The sequence below is a fragment of the Buttiauxella sp. JUb87 genome, assembly GCF_004361975.1.
GTDB lineage: Bacteria > Pseudomonadota > Gammaproteobacteria > Enterobacterales > Enterobacteriaceae > Buttiauxella > Buttiauxella ferragutiae.
The window spans coordinates 113379-132970 of record NZ_SNVY01000005.1 but is presented as its reverse complement, the minus strand read 5'-3'; the positions used below and the strand labels follow the sequence as shown (position 1 = coordinate 132970).

Here is a 19592-nt window from a genome sequence, read left to right as displayed (position 1 = left end):
ATGAAGTTACAAGAAATAAAAGGAAAGGTATCATCCCTTCCTACAATAATGGATATATCAGATGAGCTATTGACAATTAAATATTTAATGTCAATTGAATCTGAAGACTTAACAGAGAATACAGATGATTTGAAGTCTGTAATAAATTCATTAGAGTTGTCACATACTGACTCTGGTTTTATGGAGTTGACAGAGGAAAATGAAAGTATATTTCTGGAGTTTTGTTGTTGGTTGAAAAAAGTAGATAGTGAGTTTAATTTAGGATTAAATGCTAATACTATAGATAGTTTTAGTTTGACTACTGAAGATATCAAAAAAATGATGCCATAAGTGAAACTAAAAAGGCCGGGTAAGAAACTAAATCTTCCCGGCTATTTTACTTCTTACTTATCCTAAACTGCCATCCCACGGAGCGCTGCCTTAGCGGCGCTCTTTATGTTCAGATTAGTCTGCTTAATCTCCCGAAGTTGCTGGCGCAGCGCTTCCTGCTCATGTTTCAGCTCGTCCACTTCGTCGCTGTCTTTAATAATCACAATGCAGCCGTCAGCTATTTTAACGGTGAGATGTGCGCCCGTCTCAAACTCCGCTTCTTTCAGCCATTTCCCCTTTAAATGAATATTGGGTGTGCCGGTATCGCCCCGGTTCGGTACATAGCCGACAATAACGCCGACGTTTGAGGAAAGAGTTCAGTAGCTGTACGAGCCGGCGGCACTAACGTCTGTCGCGCGGCATGCGAAGGGAAAACTGCACTATGCCGTCACAGACACCGTCGGCCGCATTCAGGAATTACTGACTGAAGACGGCACCATCGTCTGGCGCGGCAAGCAACAGCTCTGGGGTCGTGAAGAAAGTGCGAATGATGACAAGCTGAGTTGCAGACTGCGCTTTCCGGGGCAATACGAAGACACAGAATCCGGCTTGCACTACAACCGCTCCCGTTACTATGATAGTGAGACGGGGCAGTATATTTCGGCAGACCCGATAGGGCTGGCGGGTGGGGTGAACCCTTACGGGTATGTGTCGAATCCGTTGAAGTGGGTTGATCCACTTGGGCTGTGTAAAAGCGGTCCAAATGAAACTACAGGGCAGGGATATCATAATGAAACTTATGCTCCCAAACCGGTGAAGCCCCAGGATGCAGTAAATCAATGGGATAAGTTCCTTGGGCCAGGGCCACATACAAATACCCATCCAAGAACAGGAATGCCAGATGCAGACAGGATCGTTTTTGCTGATGGCACGCGGAGCATTCGTTACGGTAATCATGAAATGAATAGCGGTCCTACTAAGCATCACTACCATGAAGAAACATGGACATACGATCCTGTTACTAACGTAATGAATGTCGATAATAGTGTCGTCAGGGTACCTTTCCCAAAATGAAAAATATAATCATAAGTGAGCTGGATAATTCATTCGTGAGTTTCAAATCTGCTATCGGTAGTGGGATTGCTGTTTGGGCGGGTAAAAAACCACTGTTAGATTCCTATCAAGAAATTGAATTAGATATAGATGATCATTTTGAATGGCGGAATAATATAAATCTTATTGGTGAGAATAGAACCAGTATAATATTCTCTGATGATAAATTGATATTTGAGGCGAAAATAATTGCATGTGAGGATGATGGTGTCTTAACTGTATCACTCGATGGAGACATTATTTTTATTGAGGTGTCTGGTGAAAATGTTGCGAGTGGGTATGTATCATTTGTCACTACACCGGATAAAGTCACCTTATATCCAACTGATTTATAATTGATAAACCCCCGGAAAGATTACCTCGGTCTTTCCGGGGGAGTACTTAACTCACCATTCCCCGCAGCGCCGATTTAATACTCTGTTTTGTCCAGGTAGTGAACGAACACAACATCACCTGGAAATACGCTGTTAACGGTAGTCTGGTGGAAAAACGGGTGGAGCAACTCATAACTGCTGCTGCCCAGTACCGAAATGAAGCGATGAGCGAGTCGAATAATTGACTCCCCGCTGAGTTATGGAAAACGTGGCGTCCAGGCGCCACGTGCCGTGAAAAACCCTATCTCTAAACCATGAATCACTGACTCAAGCGGCGCAGGTAAGCCACACTTTCTAACAGCGGGTCACCGGTCAGTTCTTCAACAATGATCGGAATATGAGCCAGTTGGCGCTGTTCCAGCACAGCCAACACCTCAACATAATCAATCAGGCCATGTTCCAGGCTCGTCGGAATCTTATCTCGCCCTTGCAAGATGAAATTCTTGAAATGGAACAATCGGATGCGCTCGCCATGCTGGCTAAGAAAATCGACTAAGATCTCACGCCAGTTCCCGGCATTATCCGCATCCAGCAAGTTGGCCAGATCAAGAGTCACCTTGAAATTATCGCCCAATCGCGTGTTCAGGCTCGCCAGACAATTGGCGTCATAAATAATATGATCTTTGACCGCCTCGACCAGAAAATCACAACCTGCCTGCTCCAGTTCGGGTTTTAACTGCTCAAAGGTCCGCTCCACTTTCTTGAAGGAGGCCGCGCTGTGATTATCCGGATGCCAGGTCCAGTCATTGTCGTTCAGAGAGCCAGTCTCACTGCCCACGACGCCGACATTGCAGCGGCGAGCAAGTTCGATATTAAAACGCACGCGCTCCATCTCACTCTTCAAGAAGTCTGTATCTGAATGAGCAGGGTTGAAGTAACTGGCCAGCAGAAAGATGGAAATACCGGCCTGCTGAAGCTGTTGAATATTGGCGACCATCGTGTCGATATCACGAGCCTGCCAGGCCTCGACCCAGCTCCTGTGTACTGCCAGTTGCAGTCCGTCAATCCCCGCCTGGCGCGCATAAGCAATAATCCCTTCTGGAGTCTGATCGATAAGATCATGTCCGCGTGCGCCTATTTTTAACGTTGTCATATCTTCATCCTGTGAAGTCATAAAATGGCTTGCGAGCCCATCAGGGCTCGCAAATTCAATTAATGAAACGCTTCCAGTCTAATCAGACTGCTGGCACTGGAGTCGTCGTGTCCGGTTGAATGGCCGGGCCTTTATTGTACTCCTGCTCGAAATATTCGCGCACCATTGGAGCGGATAAACCCACCACAACCTGAAGGTTTTTACCTGTACGCATCACACCCAAAGCTCCGGCTTGCTTGAGAGCCTTGTCATCCTGTACCAGGGCCGGGTCTTTCACCACCAGGCGTAAACGCGTCTGACAGTTTCCGATGGTATCGACGTTTTCACACCCACCCACACATTGCAGGATTGCGGCAGCTCTGAGGCGATCTGGCTCTTGACCTGCAACAACCGGTCCAGACTGTTTGCCACGGTAGTCTTGTTTAGAATAAAGGCGCACATCTTCTTCCTCTTCCTCATCACCACGGCCTGGTGTCAGGAAGTTAAATTTCAGGATCATGTAGCGGAACACGAAGAAGTTGATAGCCGCGAAACCGAGGCCCAGAGCAAGGTGGATCCAGATAAGGTGAGCATGGTTCTTAGCATAGAAGACCCAGTTGAACAGGATGATATCGTTGAGACCACCGCCCATGAAACCCACTACGCCGCACAGATAGAGCGCCACACACAGGGTCGCACCAATAATAGCATTGACCAGATACAGCACCGGCGCCACAAACAGATAGGTAAACTCGATAGGTTCGGTAATACCAACAGCCATTGCCGTGATGATCGCCGGGATCACCAGAGCGGCAATCTTGCGCTTCATCTTCTTCTTAGCAGTAGCATAAATAGCCAGGCCTGAACCGAGTGAGCAGAACACGCTGATGTTGCCATACAAGGAGTAACCGGCAGCTGGGAACTGCTCAACCAGAGGCGTGGTTGATGCTGCATAAGTCGAGACGTTCTCGATCCAGTGGGTGTAAAGACCGCCATCCACTACCGCTGGGCCGAAGAAGAACGGGAAGTAAACGAAACGGTGCAAGCCGGTTGGTACCAGCATACGTTCCACGAACGCCAGCATCCACATACCAAAGGCATCGGCTTCAACATAGAAACTCTGCATGGCATTGATGCCGACTTGTACCTTTGGCCAAAGTTCGCAGGTCAGCCAGGCCATCGGCAACATCACGCAGAAAGAGACGATAAAGACCAGGCTCATCCCCTGGAAAATAGTCAGGTAATCCGGCAGTTTCTTTTCGAAGAAACGGTTGTGGATCCAGGTGACCACTCCGCCGATGATCAGCGAGAAGACGATACTGGTATCCAGCGTTTTGACGCCACCAACCATTGCCAGGCCGCTGGAGCCGCCAACATTCTGATTAAAATCGACCCCAAACTCTGGCCCCCAGAAGGTCAGCATGCTGTTGGTGAAATAGTTGTAAGCCATGTAGGCAAAGAAGGCGACCAGCGCCGCTCGTGCCTGGCCGGTCCTGGCAAGACCCACAGGGAGCGCCATACAGAACAGTAACGGGAAGTTGCGGAATATAGTCCAGCCACCCGACTTGATGATTGTCATCACCTTGTAAAAGTTGGAGTCAGGGTGAGCCAGGCTCCCCATGATATCGGGCATGGTGAGTAGCCCGGTGATAGCGAGCAGCAAACCAGTGAAAGGTAAAAAGGCAATGGGGACAGCCATAGCACCACCAAAAGTCTGGAAGGCCCCCATAAAATTCCGTTTGGACATCTCTTGTTTCTCCAAAAAATAACAAAAAAAATTAAACTGTTATGCCAGCCACTGGCCTTGCTCTAGTTCGAGTAGCAGCAACATGGTCAGTGCCTGTGCATAAGGAACCGGTGCGATGGCAATGTCGCAGTAGTATTGGTGGTCATGCCCTACCATGGTTCCTTTGGAAGCCCCGAGAACGATGCCGTCCTCGTCGATGCGCTGCCACACGGCATGGGCTGCCCGCAGGGCTGGGGCAATGACGCTGTCATCCAGCAGACCCAGCCGCACGCTGCGCAACATGCCGTAGGCGATCCCCGCCGTGGCTGAGGATTCTTGAGGTGAATAAGGGTCATCCAACACCGTGTGCCACATGCCGTTCTCAGCCTGCAATGCACACAGAGAACGCACCTGGCGTGACACCACCTGGGTTAAATAGCGTCGTACGCCAGCATCCAGGTGGTCGCCCATCAGATCGATGAATTCGGGGATGGCAACAGTGATCCACGCATTCCCTCTCGCCCATAAAACTCCGGCAAAATGGTGTTTTTCGACGTAGGTCCAGCCGTGATACCAAAGTCCACTTTTGGGTTCGCTCAGGTAACGGGTGTGCAGCAGGAATTGATAGACCGCCTCGTCGATTAAATCCTTTCGCTTGAGCACGATCCCGGCAGTGCCGAGGAACAGGCAGGTCATGAAAAGGGTGTCATCCCAGAGTTGGCCGGTGTTGGGTTGCTCCTTCACTACGTGCTGGAATCCGCCCTCCTCGGTTCTTGGCAGATTAGCCAGCAGATCATCAGCCCAGGCGTTCACCGTTTCGCGTAGATCGTCGCGGCCGCTGTGACCCGCCAGCAGCGCCAGGGTGATCATCGGAGCCGTGGTGTTGATCTGCATCGCAGGCAGCCCTTTGCGGATCTGCCCTTCGTACCAGGCCAGCAGAGAATCCTGAAGTTCGACATCGTCTTTGTGGCTGGCGTAGCGCCAGAAACCATATAGCCCAACGCCAACCTCCCACTCCCACTGCTCAAACTGAATCGCCAGGCCTTTACTGGCCGTCAGTTCACCCATGCCTTTCAACTGGCAGAAACCGTGAACGACTCGCTCCAGGGTTGGGATCAGTGCTTGTTGTTTCATTGTGCTTCTCCACTCCAGGTAACAATGGGATCGCATCCTGCCGCGTCGGGGAAACGGTGTACGACGCCCTCAATCAGGCATTTACCCTGCCAATCGAGGCGCATGAGCTCGCCTTGCGCCGTACTGACAACGGCCTGCTGGTCTTCAATACTGACCACCAGTGTTTCCATGCGCTGGCAGAACGCCGCGAAAGCTGCGTCGTCGCCATGACCGACTTCGGTAAACCAGGCGACGTGATGCGCCTGGGCCCGATATTCATTGCCCGCGGTCATTCCAGTGGTGACCGCGTTTAGCGGTGCCGAGCAGCCAATCACAGCAAAGGCATTACCGGCGCGAACCAGACAAGTCCGAGGCAATGTGATCACCTGTTCGAAGGCATCTGCTGGCAGGTAGAGGTGAGTCCAGGGGAAGGCGGTATTTGCGGGCAACTGCCAGAACTGGAGAGCGCGATTCTCCACCTGCATCAGTTGTGGCAGCACGCCGTTGCCAGACCAATAAGAAGGGCGCTGCTCGCCACCGGGTTCTGCTTCACCGGGGTGATTGACCCAGAATTTGGCGTCGTGATGAGTGGCAAACTGCACGTCCATCAGATGTTGCTGATGGCCACGCTGGCCGGGATGGTGGTTAATGCAACTTGAGAGGCTAACGCCCGGCTCTTTCCAGACAACAATATTGCCGCCGCCCGCCTGGTAGAAGGCTGAGAGCGAGCCTTGAGACAGCCTTGCGTAGCTGTCGGCGGCGACCGGTGGCTGATAGTCGCTGGCACAAAAAAGCGGCAAGGAAGCACATTTGCGGTTATACCAGCCGCCGCCCCAGGCAACATTTCCGTACGCTGACAACTCAGTGAGCACACCTGCCAACAGCTCTTTTTCGTAGACGCGGCCCATGGTGCCTGCGGCAATCCCATCCTGGTAATGCAGGGAACTTAGCAGCATCAAGCGATCGATCAGTCCCTTAGCACGCTGACGCACCCAGGCATCTTCCGCCAGTTGATAGAGCGCAAACAGGCCAATGTAATCGACCGGATAGTAAGGAGCTGAATTCCACTCGACGAAGCCGTACAGTTCGATGGCATCGAACCACTGCGCCAGACGAAGAGCGGCGATAGCACGCTGCTCTTCGCCACTACGCCCAGAGGCCAGGAACAGCTCATCAGGGAACATCTGGCCTGCCAGATATTGGGCGGTATGGAAGCAGAGGGTATGGTTCTCACTCCAGAACCACATGACGTCGTTGCCTTGCTCGTCCATCCAGTAGCGATAGCCGAGGATTGAACTGCGCACTCGTCGCCATAAAGCCGCCGGGAAGTGTTCACCATTGTGCTCGCGCCAGATCCACAATAGCGGAACCAGAGAAAAATCTGAGCAATCTTCGCGGGCGCTGATCCGCTTTAAAGTGTCGAGCAACAGCCGATCGGCTTCGGCTGTTGTTTCACCACATTGCAACATGGCGAGCAGGCGAGAAGTCCGCTCCATGCCATACCGGGCGGTGTGACTCAACGCTTTCAGTTTGCGCTCGTCGAGGCTGGTTGAATGCTCAGCATGGCCAGGCGACGGCATGAGGTTGACACCAAAACTGCGGGTAATCGAAACACCCGCGCAACTCATGCGCAGCACAATTTGATAGTGAGCGGAACCAATCTCCGCGGGCAGAGACAGAGTCAACAGCTGACCGTCCGGCGTGGCAGTGCCGAAATCCACCTGACGCGGGGTAAAATTGTCATTACCCATGCCGTGGATCTCACCCGACAAACTAACCGGTTGCGTCGGTGCATTTGCGCCAAGCCGAATCCTTACCTGGTTATCCCTGGCCGTGAGTTCCGGGCGCATAGCGCCAGCAAACAGGCTCAATTCATCAAGCACGGCGGCATCAGTTTGCGGCAATGAAACACCAAGCGGTACGCAGCCCTGGTAGATAAAACGCAGCGCAAACACGGTATCGCGTTCAAACAGCTCTTCCAGGTGGATCAGCAGGGTATTTTTACCCGCCTGCAAGGGAAGCATCAGCTCACAACTTTGCATTTTGTTGCGGGAGAAAGGAGTGAATTTGGCGACGGCCTGTTCATTGCACCACAGGCGAGCCCCACCACAAGTCGATAGCTGAAAAGGGTAACTGCCCGCTTCCGTAGCGTGTAGTTCCAACTCCAGCCAACGTTGCACATGGAATGGCACGCGCTGGAAGGAGGAAAAGGAAACCGTGTCGCTTTCACCCGTGTAACTCACATGGGTACGCGCAATGGCCTCACTCAGTTCAACGGTGCGTTCAGCCATCTGCTGGCGAAAAATACGCCGACAAAACGCATCTTCTTGCGGCCCGGAGCCATTCTGGAAGCGGTAATCCATAGCCATATCCATGGCTTCGCCAGCGAAAAATTCAGCGAATCGCTCCTCACGAGGAGGAGAAACACAAAAACGGGTCAGTGCTGTATTTGGCTCAAGCACCCAATTCCCAATGTCCATACAACTGTCCTTGAAGCCATTAGCACCCATCGAGTGCTAGTAGAGTTAAATAACCTGACTTCCCCCTTTCCTGTATTCCAGAAAGGGGGAAGCAGCTTGATGAAGGTGAAAACATGGTTCTCAATAAACTAATAACTTATTTCACCGAGAATTATTGTTATAACCAACACAATTAAACCACGCGCTAAAAAACCATGCGCTAAAAAGCCACGCACTAAAAAATAGATGCACTCCATGCATTCACAAAATCTATTAATAGTGTGATTGATTCATTGTTAGTGAAGCAGAGATAAAATTAGAAGACGTATTCAATCCCGACGCGCCAACGCCACTGCCAGTCATTTGGGTAAGGGCTATTGTCAGAAGGGTCGTTATATGACACATAACCAATTTCGGTATATGGCCGCCAATTTTTATTAATTGGCACACGAATTGTTACGTTATTAAGATAAGAGTACTCTTCACCCTTAAAATCAGGGTAATCAAGTTTCTTATATTCGAAGTCATAGGCGATAGACCATCTTTCCGCATTATAGCCAAGGTAATAGTTCAGCTGGAAATAATGGCCATTATCTTTATTGACATCATCCGTATAGTTTCTCTGCCCAACACGGAAACGAGCGGCAGTATAAAAATTTTCGTTGAACCAATACGTTGGTTTAACATGAACTCGCAAATCCTGCACGGTATCAGTGATCTCGGTATTAAAACCGGCTTCCCACCACCATGTGTCATTAGGTTTGGCAAGATAACTCAAATCATATTCAGTACCGGTAGTGTGGAATTCGTCGAAAGCGCCTTCCCCTTCACCACCATTGGTAAATTTGGACTCTACACCAAAGCCCCAACCATTATCGAAACGATGCGAAACAACCAATCGGTCGCTTTGCTGTTCCTGTTTTTCCAGAAACTCGTGGCGATAATTCAGGCTCCATGCGTTAGCATTCATGCTGGTTAACACCGAACAAACGGCAATAGCGGCACATGCGAATTTTAACTTCATACCTTTCGATCACTCTCCTGTGAAACGGCAACTAACAATGACCCACGCCAGAAAACGTGCTCTATGGCACTTAATGTGGAATGGGTTCATGGGGTCGTATTGAGCGCGTAAAATTGCAACGAATGGGTCAGAGGCACAGTAGTGGCATAGATTTAAAGTACCGCCATAACCTATTCAATTAAATCACAATATTTTTTCAAAACAACGGTTTTAATATACTGTCACGCTGTTTCATTTTCAACGATGGGAGTTTGTCGCATTAAAAAAATGAGAGCCAGCTTCAAATTCAATAAAATGATTTTCTTTTTTTTGTTTAATAATAAATTTAATTTTAAATGAAATAATTAGGGGCGGAAATAGAGAGGCGAAAATATCGCCTCTTTTATTATTTCGAACTGATCATCGGCATAACCCGCAGCGTCATTTCAGCAAAGTCATTAGCGTGAATTTTGTGATGGTTAATATCGTAAGGAATGGGTGAATCGCGCAACCAGCTATCATGAATCAACATCACCTTGTCATCATCATTTTTCATCATTTACCTGGCACTTAATGCCAGCATTTCTTCAGCAACTTTTATCGCAACCGAAACGGTTGGGTTGGCTGCCAGTAATGTGGACGCTTGAGTTTTATTTGCCGCATCGCTGATAAAAGCATCGAGATTTTCACCAGCCATTCTGATATCAGCATCGGATTCCATTAGCGCCAGATTAAGGGTGACAAAATCACCGGGGTTTTCCGGCCCGTATAACAATATTGCGTTATCGGGAACAACGGCCAGTTCATAAACTTTCACGTTTCCAGAATCAAAGCGCTGATAATTGACACGAGCTTAACCCTCTCTTTTATCCGTGGCGATTGCAATAATGTAAGGCTCGCAATGCATGGCGAAAGGATCCATCGCTTGGCGACGCCGCTGAGTGATGAGTGAAATGGCTATTTTGCAAGGATGTGAGGACAAATGACAAAACATGACAGGATAAACCACAGCCAAAATAGCCACCACACGCTATTTTGGCTGTACTAATAATTAACTACTGCACGACTTGAATTACCTCTTCAGACTCTTTATGGGCGTTCACGTCTGCGCTGTTTAGCCATAATGGTTTTCGGCCAAACGTCTGATACATTTCCAGTTGATCGCGATAGTGCTTCGCAGGCGTTCCGTCTGGAGCGATAAAGCCACTTTGGCCAGGTGCAACCACATCCCACGCTTGCACTTCATCTCCCTTCGCACCAAAAACAATCATGTCGTTTTCAGTACCACGGTTTTGGTATTCCGCCTGATGCACCGCTTCATCGGCGTTGGCCTGCGGCACGCCAAAGAAGTTATTCGCTCTAAAGGTCAGCGGCATCGCCGGAGTTTTCCAACTATCAACTTGAGTGCCATAACGTTGTGATAGCTGCTGCCAGCTATCCTGCAACGCATTTCTGATCAGTTCATCCGATGGTTTTCCACCCAAAAGATCAACCGTTTGCGGGATTGGTGAACGCGTTCCTTGCAATGCCTCATACAGAATTTTGGCTCCGACACTGATATTCAGTGAGCCGGTTGGGCCATCCTGTGTGGTTTCATAGCCGCTGGCGCTGTACCACTTATTAAATGGTGCAGGCACAGCGGCAACAAGCGTTTGTTTCAGCATGCTGGTCAGCCACGCGTTCAAAATTGCTGACCCCGGATGCTGATAAGTTTTGCCGTCGGCATTCATTTGATTGTTGCCATCCCAATTTGCGAGGATCTCCGCAAGCTGGCGACGCGGATCGTCAGCTGGTAACGCTTTAACCGCCTGTTCGATAGAAGGCAGGAAGAGGCGCAGATTCAGATCCTGGCGGCTGGTTTTGGCAATAATATCCCATGCCTGCTCATGCGTGAGTTTCGGCTGTGCGTCGATCAATTTTTTTATCTCATCGACACGATCGGCGCTCCCCCACAGGAAAGCAAAAAGATCCGAGGCCGGATAACCTGCTTCTGGCGCATTATTCCAGTTTGCGATGTAACCCGATTTCGGGTTGTAGATTTGCGGATTGCTGGAGAACGGCAAAATCCCATCCCAGTCCCATTCACCGGTTCCCGGAACAGGCAGGCGTGGGTCGTGCCCAGGTTTACGCTGCGGATACGCGCCAGTGTGAACATAGCCGATATTCCCCTGTTTATCCGCGTAATACCAGTTGATGGTTAAGGCCTGATTTGCCGCCTGTTTCGTCCATTGCGTCCAGTTTGTCGCCTGCATTTGATGCGTCCACGCCAGCAATGAAGCGACTTCTTTTCCCTCCCAGGCTCGAGATTTTGCGTAAGCCGTTGAGGTTTGCGGGTCGTTTTTGATGACGTTGCCGTGTACCGTGCGATAGATCGTGAACGAAACCGGAGCCCCGCCTTTAACGTTGATCGTTTCACTGCGGCTAAGCATTTTCACCCACTGCCCGTGACGCTGATAATAATCAGGGCGTTGAGGATCAAGTTTTTCCGCAAAGATATCGACGTCATCGCCAAAACCGGCAGTCGATCCCCACGAGATGCTTCCGTTATGCCCAAACACCAGGCCCGGATAGGCAAATGGCGTGTTCCCGACCACATCGTATCCAGCGCCATGCAGGCCGATTCCATAGGTGTAAGCCGGTGCGTACCAGCCAAACTGCGGCCCGTTAACCATAATTGATTTAGCGTCTGCCGCTTTTTTCTGGCCGATCACCCACATGTTACTGGTGGTTGGGTAGCCCGCCAGCCCATTTGCGCCGCTGTGAGCAAACTGTTCGCCAATTACTTGCTGATTTTTCTGGTGAGTTAGTGTGAGTAAAGCGCCATCATTACCTTTTGCCAGGCGCTCGAACATCGGAGGAGTATGGTCGAAACGCGGTAAGTTATAAGCCAGTTGCGTGGCCTGGTTTGCCAGTTTGAACGGATAACGATGTTCTTCTGGTTCGATAGTGGTTGAAGCTGAAGGGTTCACTAACCATTTGATTTGGTTAAATACCCCCATCCCCTGCTTGTCACCGTATTTATCTTTCAGCGCGTTAAACAACGCCAGGTTATCAATTTCGCTGGTGCTGTCTGAAAAACGGTTAGCCATCGTGCCGACAAAAATCATCGCGACATCGAAAGGCTGCCAGTGTTGCGGTTTAAAACCCAGTGTCGAAAACTCTTTTGGCAACAACTTTCCAGGCTCGGCGTTAACCTTATCAATCCACGCATTCATACCATCGGCATAACCCTGTAAAACAGCTTTTTCTTCAGCAGGTAAAGCATCAATTTGGGCATGAATGCTGGCAGGCCAATAGTTCAGCCGAATGTCTTTATCAAAATTGAGAAACTTGTCACCCAGCACTTCCGCCACCGTACCCTGAGTACTGCGACGTGCCATTTCCATCTGAAAAAGCCGGTCCTGAGCAACAACATAGCCGTAGCCATAAAACAGGTTGTGGGTGTCGTTGGCATAAATATGCGCAACACCATACTCGTCGCGAATGATTTTTACGTCTTTGCTTTGTTCCGCAGCCAACACTTTCGCGCTGTACAACACAGCCACTCCTGTCAGAAAGCAACTCATAATAATGGTATTTTTATTTTTCATTGTATCCTCTACGGGTGAAAGACTCGCAAAAGGATACTAGCAACGGAGCTGGCAATATCCATTTAAACAGAACAGTTTCTGATGAAATCGTGAGCGTGGCAACTAAATTAATCATTCATATTTTTATCTTTAATCAAAAAATATGAATCATTAAATTTGACATAAAGCACAAAGTTATGTCGATTCGCTTCGTATCGCACTTGAGTCTGGTGGGCTATATATTTGGTGGAGCAATTGACGGAAACTTCCCCATGATGCGGCTTACGATGATCCTGCTCGGCATTGATTTTTTGCGTTCCCACTGGCGTGGGCTGCGTCGTTTCGGTTGGATTACGCTTATTGCCGGAATAGTCGTTTTTCTTGATGCCCTGGATGGCTCGCTCTATTTCCCTATCGAGCCATTCGCCTGCCTGCTGCTGTTTGAAGGCGCTGCGACATTGATGGTCGCGCATAGCGGTATGGGTGGGCAACGCATTCTGCGCTACGTTAAAGGCGCGGCATTTTCCCTTGCGGCGCTGTTGATTCTGGCCGGTCATCACCACGGTAACTTCGTGTTATCGGTGATCTTTGGCTTGTTGTTTTTCTTCGATGGCACTCTGCAAATCGCTTCAGCTGTGGTGGTGCGTTATCGCCGATGGCGGCCCGCTTTGTGGGGGGGCATTGCCGAAATTGCGCTGGCGATATTTTTCTTCCAGCCCTGGCCGTCAAACTATGAAGGAACGGTTCCTTATTGCCTCGGGTTAGGCCTGGCATTTGCGGGCTGGAACCTGTTTATTCTCGCCATGCGCGTTAAAAATGCCGCTGAGAATCCGGGTCTTAAAGGTTCAGTATTTATGGCAGAAGCCGACCATCTTCCGCCTGACGTTGTGGAGTGGGACGGCCCACCGGACGATGACGAAAGAGCGCTGACGGTTCACGTCTGGACACCCGTCGGATCCGCCGCAGGAGAAGCGATCCCCCGCCCGGTGATCAGCCGTTATATCGCAGCGGTCGATCGCAACGGCGTGATCTCGACTGGTCACGCCGCACTGGAATCTCCCGGCGGGGTTTACATCAGCCTCTATCCTGCTGAGCTTATCGACCAGTCGCCAGATGAGTTTGCCCGCCTGCTGCGGGCCACGCCTGAAAACAACGTACCGGGGATTTTCCAGCCGGATTACGCAACGGAATCCGCAAAGTGGTGCCCATCCACAAGAAAAGTACGAATCCGTAATTACAGCGAAGCACGGCTAAAAGCGTTTTGGGAAAGCTATCGCCAGAATGAATCCTACAATTTGACCTATCGAAACTGTTCGAGCAGTGTGGCGCGGGCTTTGGAAGCGGCACTTGAGGGGTCGGTCGGCAGGCTTTGGCAAAAGCGTGGTTTCTGGATGGCGATGGGAAAACTGATGTCGACGCCGGAACTTTGGGTCGCACTGCAACTGCGTAAACGGGCTGAAACCATGGCGTGGACGCCAGGCCTGGTGCTGGATTACGCTCGCGCACTGAGTATGCTGGCCGATCCACGTCCAACCGGTTGGTTGAATACCAGCGGACGGGCGCTGAAAAAAATGCTTCAGCGCCGCGTCGCCTGGGGAAAAGGCAAAAGCGGCGAGGAAGTTACCGAGGATTAATGTTAAACATCAGCGACTAATTTCGCCGCCGCCTTGCGGTGCCGGGATATCAGATCCGGCACATCCAACCCGACGATATTGCCGTCGGTCACTCGCCATTTACCGCCAACCATCACGTGTTCTGCCCTTTCTACACCGCATAACAACAGGGCTGAAATCGCATCGTGGCTGCCACTAAAGCGGAGTTCGTCCTGAGCAAACAGCGCCAAATCGGCCTGCTTCCCGACGGCAATTTCGCCAATATCGCTACGCCCAATCAGTTTTGCCGAGCCACGCGTCGCCCAGCCTAACACTCTGTGCGGAGTAATCGCTTCAGCGCCATAACGCAGGCGCTGTAAATACAATGCTTGCCGCGCCTCGTACATGATGTTTGACGCATCGTTTGAAGCGGAACCATCAACACCGAGGCCAACTGGCGCACCGGCATTTTCCAAATCAACCGTCGGGCACATGCCTGATGCGAGACGCATATTTGAAACCGGACAATGACAGACACCGACTCCCGCTCGCCCCAGGCGCTGAATTTCACTCTCATTAAAATGGATGCCGTGGGCAAGCCAGGTTCGGTCATTTAGCCAGCCAACACTTTCCAGATAATCCACGGTACGCAAGCCAAAACGTTGCAGACAGAAGTTTTCTTCATCTATGGTTTCAGCCAGATGCGTATGCAGCCGCACGTCCTCTTGCTGCGCAAGTTGGGCGCTATCCCGCATAATTTCAGTGGTCACAGAAAACGGCGAACATGGAGCGAGCGCGATTTGTAGCCACGCCCCTTCCCCGCGCTGATGGTAACGTTTAATCAATCTTTCGCTATCACGCAGAATTGTCCCGGCCTGTTGTACTGTGTGGCGAGGAGGCAACCCACCGTCATCTTCACCCAGGCTCATCGAGCCGCGCGTTAATACGGCACGCATGCCAATTTCGTTCACCACATCAACCTGCACATCGATGGCCTCCTCCATGCCCTGCGGGAAAAGGTAGTGATGGTCCGTTGTGGTTGTGCAACCGGAAAGCAGCAGCTCAGCCATCGCCACTTTACTGGCCAGCGCTAAAGCTTCGGCATCAAGCCGCGCCCAAACCGGATAGAGTTGTTTTAACCAGGGAAACAGCGGCACGTTAACCACCGGTGCCCACGCTCGGGTCAGAGTCTGATAGAAATGGTGGTGTGTGTTGATAAGTCCGGGTAACAAGACAAGTTCGCGAGCATCAAACACAGAGTCACATGGAACTGCGGGCTTGCCACCCAGGGGAATTAATTCACGAATGATTGCCCCTTCGATCACTACGCCACCTGCGGCGTCTTGCGAATTGGCGGTAAAAACTGCGCGGGGATTTTTGATCCACAAACGTTGGTAAGACATATCTGGCTCCTGAATATTAAAAAGTGAAGGAAGCCAGCTCAGTTATGGCCTGTCTGCTGATCCAGGCATTGCGGGGGCAATTTTGCCATTCTAACAGGAAACTGACGGGGCATCGTCGTATGGCTGTTATCAGGCAGGTGAAAGTGTTAAGGATTAACGAAAATGGGCTTCGCGGAACACGCAGGCGAAGCCCAATATTTGCGGATAATTATTTGCTAATTACTTTGCTGCTACTGCCGGTTTTGCAGTATCAGCCGCTTTAACCGTGATTTCAGGCACTTTGCCAAAATCCAGTTTGGTTGCATTCAATTTGGTGGTCAGGTCAGCGGTGACATCGAGTTCCGGCGCAACCGAAACTGCAGTCTGCATAGGCATAATGGCAGCAATTTTCTTTTCAGTGCGATAGGCATCAGTTGCCTGTTTTACCGCTGCCAACACAACCTGGCGTGCGGCGCGTTGCTGACCTTGCCATTGCTGAGCAATAATTTTTTTATCTGCCTGGCGCGCGGCCGCGACTTTATCTGCAGGCAGCGTGGCATAATTCTTTTCTGCCAGTTGCAGGCCTTTATGCAGATTTTCATTTACTGCTTTGAGATACGCTTGTTCTTGCTTAACCAGACCTGAATCCAGTGCGACCTTTTCCACATTAATAAATTTCATTTCAACTTCTCCAGCTTGTTTCGCATCGCAACCAACCAGCAAGGTACCAGCAACCATTACAGCGATTACGGCACCCGTCATCTGACGCATTAAATTTCGTTTCATTTGATACTAATCCCTGTAGGAAATTAAAATATAATCACCGGCTAATTCATAAGTCATGAATATACATCGCCATCATTATATTTGCGCACCACATAGTAAAATAACCAATATCTTAAACCAGCCGCTATAATAGTGATTATCAATATAAAATTAAACCCGCAATCCAGAATTGTATTTAACCAACCATGTTTAAACGGCGAGCGGTTTCATAATGTTCAACCCAATAACGGTTCGCCAGAGAAGACATGGTGACACCGACACTGCTTGAGGCGTGGACAAACTGGTTATCGCCAACATAAACACCGACATGGCGCATCCCCGGCGACGTTCTAAAAAAGACTAAATCACCCGGCTCGAGTTTTTCTTTGCTGACAGGCTGCCCATTTTTTATTTGCTGCGTTGTGGTTCTCGGTAATGATTTATGGAATGAATCGCTAAATATATGCTGCATCAGTGCAGAACAATCGACACCTTGATGTGTCGTACCGCCAAGGTGATAACGCGTTCCTTTCCAGTTTGAAAATTGTGCCAATATGGCAGACTTAATACTATTGGTATTACCGTGATCATCATTCTTTATATAGTTCCCTTTTTCAGAGAACACATCTTTCTTGGCAAGCGACTGGCTTGCGATTGATGCAAATTCCTTTGGCATATTAAAAGCAAAGGAATTTGCACTAAAAATAACAGGAATAATAAACAAAGTTGCGGCAATTAATTTTTTTAAACGAGGCATAAGAAATATCTTTCATCTACTGGCAAATACAGCGAAACAAGCCATTGCTGATTTTTAGCAATGGGACGAACAACTCCTTTTGGGTGAGCAAATAATAACCGCTGTATGAAATTTAGCCACGAGAGAATCGGTCTATTTTTAGACTTCTATTTTTTTTATTTTAAAAACAGCCTGATACTGAGTCAGGCTGTTTGGCATGGGGCTTACACGTTATGGAGACTGACTTCCGGCCGCTGGTAATGCGGCCAAACCAGTGCCACCAGCGCTGGGTAAGCATCCTGGCTGAACTCATCAAAACACTGCCGTAAGTTCAGCACTTCGATGTCAGCAAAAGAGACTTTTTCACCCTCAGTGCAACGTTTTCTGAGATTGTCGTAATAGCGATAGATAGCGGAATTTAAATCGCTGCATCGCCGTTGGGCACTAAAGAGTTTGGGATCGGCGCTAAGCATATCGATACTCATACGCTTAATAGTGGCGTGGTTAAAATCTGCATATTCATGGCTTACTCGCCAATAATAATCAGGGGTGATTTTTAAAATTAATTTCGCAAAGTAATCTTCATGTTCATCACTCTGCGAGAAATTTAATTTAGGGGAAGCCTGAGGGATGGGGTTGACGCTGGAATGGGATTTTTCACGCATTAGCATCAATACGCCGCACAGCAACAATAGTATTAATACAATTGAATAAAAGACACTTTGCATGGGGACTCCTGTTTTTTTTATAGTAATTTTGAGGCAAAATGTTGTCAACGCTATTCTTGGTGACTACGCATCTCATTCTATTGATATAACAGGATATTTATATATGTTACCTAAAAACATGGTACCAGGAATGCTTCCTGCTATGCAGGTTGCATTTATACCATTAGCAGAAGATAGCGCTCTAACACTAAATCCCCAGGATAATATTTTATCGCTCGAGAAAACGGTTCTTAGCGCAAATCATTACGCTGGGCAGGCGAAAAATACTCTGCTTGAAGAAAGCGACCGACATTTAAAAGACCGATTATTTTGCGCGCTTAAAATTGAAGCGCTGGTCACCGTATTAAATGAATTAATTGAGCAAGAAAAGATCAGTCCTGCCGACCTGCAAATGCTAATAGAAGATAAAGAATTGCAGATAAGTCACCATTCACAGCAAATCTGGGTCAATCAACTCACCCAGGAAAAAAGCTGGCCGATGTTTTATTCACTGGACGAGTAATCTCAATGTCTGAAGAACTTCCTGAGGTTCTGCACAGTTACGATTCACCTGTGGGTGCAGAATCCGATAACACCTTATTACGCGAAAATATTGCAGCACTAGTGCAGATTAAAAATGGAAATATTGCACGCTTTACCCAAAGCCAGCTCAATATCACCTCGGCACTGGTTGAACAGAAATGGCATAACCGCCACCAGATCTTTCCCTGGCGGGTAAAAGAAGAAGTTTACGGAGCGGTGCTCTGTGAAATCATCGCCCACCAGCCGCGGTGGAAAAACGAGATCCTTGCCCGGCTTGAAGTGGTTTATCAGAAACTAAGAGATGAAGAGGCGCAAAGTTTGTCGTGCACGCGTGCGTTGCTGGAAAACAACTACAAAACTCCGCATTTGTAAGGCGTTAAAGTATGCTCGCCTTCACTAATAATTTCGGTCACATCAGCCTGCTCCCCGATCCGAACTTCACTCACCCGGTCAAATTTACTCTTGTCGATCAACAGCAAGGACTGCGCTGATCGCTTGAGCAACATCGTTTTATATTCAGCATTCCAGCTGCGCGTGTCCCATAACGTTCCGTCGCTATCCACTCCCTCGCAGGAAAACAGGAACAAGTCGATATCCATCGATTTAAGATGCGCTGCCAGCGGGGCATTGATATAGCAGGCATATTTGCGCTGGAGAAGACCGCCAGTGCTAATCAGCTTAATATGCTCGCGCCTGGATAACGCCTGGCAAATACGTTCACTATTGGTGAAAACAGTGAGAGGAATATCTGGCAGTAATCGCGCCAGATACCAACACGTTGAGCTGGCATCCAGTGCAATCACCATGCCCGGCACAATCCAGGCCAGAGCACGATGAGCAATATCCGCTTTGCTATTGAGATGGCTTTTCAGGCGGGCGGTGAAAGGATCACCGCTTTCGTCTGCGCCTCGATTAATGCGCTTTGCCCGCCCATGTTGGCGAACAATTTTCCCCTGCTTTTGTAGTACACGCAGATCGCGCCGCACAGTTTCCTGGCTCACGCCTAATAACTGCGCCAGCTGTTGTGTGGTCAGATTGTTGTACTGCTCGACAAGTTGAACCAGTTGCTGGTGGCGTTCGGTTTTCATTAGCGCGTGTCTCCTGGCAATGCCCGAGATTAGCCCAGCAA

Annotated in this window: 19 protein-coding genes and 1 pseudogene; 6 read left to right on the top strand and 14 right to left on the bottom strand. The window is 49.4% G+C overall.

The genetic code is table 11. The features are described from left to right. Window positions 1-330 (top strand): hypothetical protein, encoded by a 330-nt coding sequence (locus EC843_RS17735; protein WP_133522740.1) that lies wholly within the window; start codon window positions 1-3, stop codon window positions 328-330. Between the two features lie 62 nt (window positions 331-392). Here the strand turns inward: EC843_RS17735 and EC843_RS17730 are convergent, their stop codons facing one another. Beyond that, complete coding sequence (locus tag EC843_RS17730) at window positions 393-662, bottom strand: SymE family type I addiction module toxin (protein ID WP_133522767.1); 270 nt, start codon at window positions 660-662, stop codon at window positions 393-395. Between the two features lie 10 nt (window positions 663-672). Here EC843_RS17730 and EC843_RS24975 point away from each other — a divergent pair. Together EC843_RS24975 and EC843_RS17720 are read left to right on the top strand one after the other, a co-directional pair. Then, window positions 673-1056 (top strand): annotated as a pseudogene (locus EC843_RS24975) (RHS repeat-associated core domain-containing protein); the annotation flags it as partial. A 323-nt stretch (window positions 1057-1379) separates the two neighbouring features. Then, on the top strand, window positions 1380-1757 hold the full coding sequence (locus tag EC843_RS17720) for a hypothetical protein (protein ID WP_133522739.1): 378 nt from the start codon (window positions 1380-1382) through the stop codon (window positions 1755-1757). A 298-nt stretch (window positions 1758-2055) separates the two neighbouring features. Here EC843_RS17720 and EC843_RS17715 read toward each other — a convergent pair whose 3' ends face one another. The 8 genes from EC843_RS17715 to EC843_RS17685 form a co-directional block, all read right to left on the bottom strand. After that, on the bottom strand, window positions 2056-2889 hold the full coding sequence (locus EC843_RS17715; RefSeq protein WP_121815693.1) for a TIM barrel protein: 834 nt from the start codon (window positions 2887-2889) through the stop codon (window positions 2056-2058). An 82-nt stretch (window positions 2890-2971) separates the two neighbouring features. Then, window positions 2972-4615: an alpha-glucoside-specific PTS transporter subunit IIBC gene (locus EC843_RS17710; RefSeq protein WP_064540028.1), complete on the bottom strand. Its 1644-nt coding sequence runs from the start codon at window positions 4613-4615 to the stop codon at window positions 2972-2974. A 39-nt stretch (window positions 4616-4654) separates the two neighbouring features. Continuing rightward, window positions 4655-5728: a glycoside hydrolase family 88 protein gene (locus tag EC843_RS17705; protein WP_064540030.1), complete on the bottom strand. Its 1074-nt coding sequence runs from the start codon at window positions 5726-5728 to the stop codon at window positions 4655-4657. Further along, complete coding sequence (locus EC843_RS17700) at window positions 5725-8187, bottom strand: hypothetical protein (protein WP_133522738.1); 2463 nt, start codon at window positions 8185-8187, stop codon at window positions 5725-5727. The genes EC843_RS17705 and EC843_RS17700 overlap by 4 nt, the downstream gene beginning before the upstream one ends. A 295-nt stretch (window positions 8188-8482) precedes the next feature. Further along, entirely contained in the window at window positions 8483-9190 is a 708-nt protein-coding gene (locus EC843_RS17695; RefSeq protein WP_064540034.1) for an oligogalacturonate-specific porin KdgM family protein, read from the bottom strand. A 385-nt stretch (window positions 9191-9575) separates the two neighbouring features. Further along, window positions 9576-9725 (bottom strand): hypothetical protein, encoded by a 150-nt coding sequence (locus EC843_RS24590; protein WP_166642075.1) that lies wholly within the window; start codon window positions 9723-9725, stop codon window positions 9576-9578. Window positions 9726-9728: 3 nt separating this feature from the next. Continuing rightward, window positions 9729-9986 carry a hypothetical protein gene (locus EC843_RS17690; RefSeq protein WP_064540036.1) on the bottom strand — a complete coding sequence of 86 codons (258 nt, stop codon included), beginning with the start codon at window positions 9984-9986 and terminating at the stop codon, window positions 9729-9731. Between the two features lie 238 nt (window positions 9987-10224). Then, window positions 10225-12759 carry a penicillin G acylase gene (locus tag EC843_RS17685; RefSeq protein ID WP_133522737.1) on the bottom strand — a complete coding sequence of 845 codons (2535 nt, stop codon included), beginning with the start codon at window positions 12757-12759 and terminating at the stop codon, window positions 10225-10227. 251 nt (window positions 12760-13010) lie between these two features. Between EC843_RS17685 and EC843_RS17680 the strand changes: the two genes are divergently transcribed. Continuing rightward, on the top strand, window positions 13011-14372 hold the full coding sequence (locus EC843_RS17680; RefSeq protein WP_064540040.1) for a hypothetical protein: 1362 nt from the start codon (window positions 13011-13013) through the stop codon (window positions 14370-14372). 2 nt (window positions 14373-14374) lie between these two features. Here the strand turns inward: EC843_RS17680 and EC843_RS17675 are convergent, their stop codons facing one another. From EC843_RS17675 to EC843_RS17660, 4 genes are all read right to left on the bottom strand, one after another. Beyond that, window positions 14375-15733: an 8-oxoguanine deaminase gene (locus tag EC843_RS17675; RefSeq protein WP_133522736.1), complete on the bottom strand. Its 1359-nt coding sequence runs from the start codon at window positions 15731-15733 to the stop codon at window positions 14375-14377. 219 nt (window positions 15734-15952) lie between these two features. Continuing rightward, the gene (locus EC843_RS17670; RefSeq protein ID WP_064540044.1) at window positions 15953-16498 is read right to left on the bottom strand and encodes a hypothetical protein; all 546 of its coding nucleotides are present in this window, start codon (window positions 16496-16498) and stop codon (window positions 15953-15955) included. A 175-nt stretch (window positions 16499-16673) separates the two neighbouring features. Next, window positions 16674-17234: an NlpC/P60 family protein gene (locus tag EC843_RS17665; protein ID WP_121814327.1), complete on the bottom strand. Its 561-nt coding sequence runs from the start codon at window positions 17232-17234 to the stop codon at window positions 16674-16676. Window positions 17235-17437: 203 nt separating this feature from the next. After that, on the bottom strand, window positions 17438-17941 hold the full coding sequence (locus EC843_RS17660) for an RNA helicase (protein ID WP_133522735.1): 504 nt from the start codon (window positions 17939-17941) through the stop codon (window positions 17438-17440). A gap of 103 nt (window positions 17942-18044) precedes the next feature. Here EC843_RS17660 and EC843_RS17655 point away from each other — a divergent pair, with 103 nt between their 5' ends. Both EC843_RS17655 and EC843_RS17650 read left to right on the top strand, forming a co-directional pair. Continuing rightward, entirely contained in the window at window positions 18045-18443 is a 399-nt protein-coding gene (locus EC843_RS17655; protein WP_064540049.1) for a hypothetical protein, read from the top strand. A 5-nt stretch (window positions 18444-18448) separates the two neighbouring features. Next, window positions 18449-18835, top strand: a complete 387-nt coding sequence (locus tag EC843_RS17650) for a hypothetical protein (protein WP_064540051.1) — start codon at window positions 18449-18451, stop codon at window positions 18833-18835. Here the strand turns inward: EC843_RS17650 and fucR are convergent. Further along, on the bottom strand, window positions 18814-19551 hold the full coding sequence (gene fucR / locus EC843_RS17645; protein WP_064540053.1) for an L-fucose operon activator: 738 nt from the start codon (window positions 19549-19551) through the stop codon (window positions 18814-18816). The two genes, EC843_RS17650 and fucR, sit on opposite strands and share 22 nt — an antisense overlap. Window positions 19552-19592: the final 41 nt, after the last annotated feature.

Excerpts from the sequence above, each read along its gene's own strand:
- EC843_RS17735 (WP_133522740.1), top strand. The coding sequence starts at position 1 with ATGAAGTTACAAGAAATAAAAGGAAAGGTATCATCCCTTCCTACAATA.
- EC843_RS17720 (WP_133522739.1), top strand. The coding sequence starts at position 1,380 with ATGAAAAATATAATCATAAGTGAGCTGGATAATTCATTCGTGAGTTTC.
- EC843_RS17715 (WP_121815693.1), bottom strand. The coding sequence starts at position 2,889 with ATGACAACGTTAAAAATAGGCGCACGCGGACATGATCTTATCGATCAG.
- EC843_RS17710 (WP_064540028.1), bottom strand. The coding sequence starts at position 4,615 with ATGTCCAAACGGAATTTTATGGGGGCCTTCCAGACTTTTGGTGGTGCT.
- EC843_RS17705 (WP_064540030.1), bottom strand. The coding sequence starts at position 5,728 with ATGAAACAACAAGCACTGATCCCAACCCTGGAGCGAGTCGTTCACGGT.
- EC843_RS17700 (WP_133522738.1), bottom strand. The coding sequence starts at position 8,187 with ATGGACATTGGGAATTGGGTGCTTGAGCCAAATACAGCACTGACCCGT.
- EC843_RS17695 (WP_064540034.1), bottom strand. The coding sequence starts at position 9,190 with ATGAAGTTAAAATTCGCATGTGCCGCTATTGCCGTTTGTTCGGTGTTA.
- EC843_RS24590 (WP_166642075.1), bottom strand. The coding sequence starts at position 9,725 with ATGAAAAATGATGATGACAAGGTGATGTTGATTCATGATAGCTGGTTG.
- EC843_RS17685 (WP_133522737.1), bottom strand. The coding sequence starts at position 12,759 with ATGAAAAATAAAAATACCATTATTATGAGTTGCTTTCTGACAGGAGTG.
- EC843_RS17680 (WP_064540040.1), top strand. The coding sequence starts at position 13,011 with ATGATGCGGCTTACGATGATCCTGCTCGGCATTGATTTTTTGCGTTCC.
- EC843_RS17675 (WP_133522736.1), bottom strand. The coding sequence starts at position 15,733 with ATGTCTTACCAACGTTTGTGGATCAAAAATCCCCGCGCAGTTTTTACC.
- EC843_RS17670 (WP_064540044.1), bottom strand. The coding sequence starts at position 16,498 with ATGAAACGAAATTTAATGCGTCAGATGACGGGTGCCGTAATCGCTGTA.
- EC843_RS17665 (WP_121814327.1), bottom strand. The coding sequence starts at position 17,234 with ATGCCTCGTTTAAAAAAATTAATTGCCGCAACTTTGTTTATTATTCCT.
- EC843_RS17660 (WP_133522735.1), bottom strand. The coding sequence starts at position 17,941 with ATGCAAAGTGTCTTTTATTCAATTGTATTAATACTATTGTTGCTGTGC.
- EC843_RS17655 (WP_064540049.1), top strand. The coding sequence starts at position 18,045 with ATGTTACCTAAAAACATGGTACCAGGAATGCTTCCTGCTATGCAGGTT.
- EC843_RS17650 (WP_064540051.1), top strand. The coding sequence starts at position 18,449 with ATGTCTGAAGAACTTCCTGAGGTTCTGCACAGTTACGATTCACCTGTG.
- fucR (WP_064540053.1), bottom strand. The coding sequence starts at position 19,551 with ATGAAAACCGAACGCCACCAGCAACTGGTTCAACTTGTCGAGCAGTAC.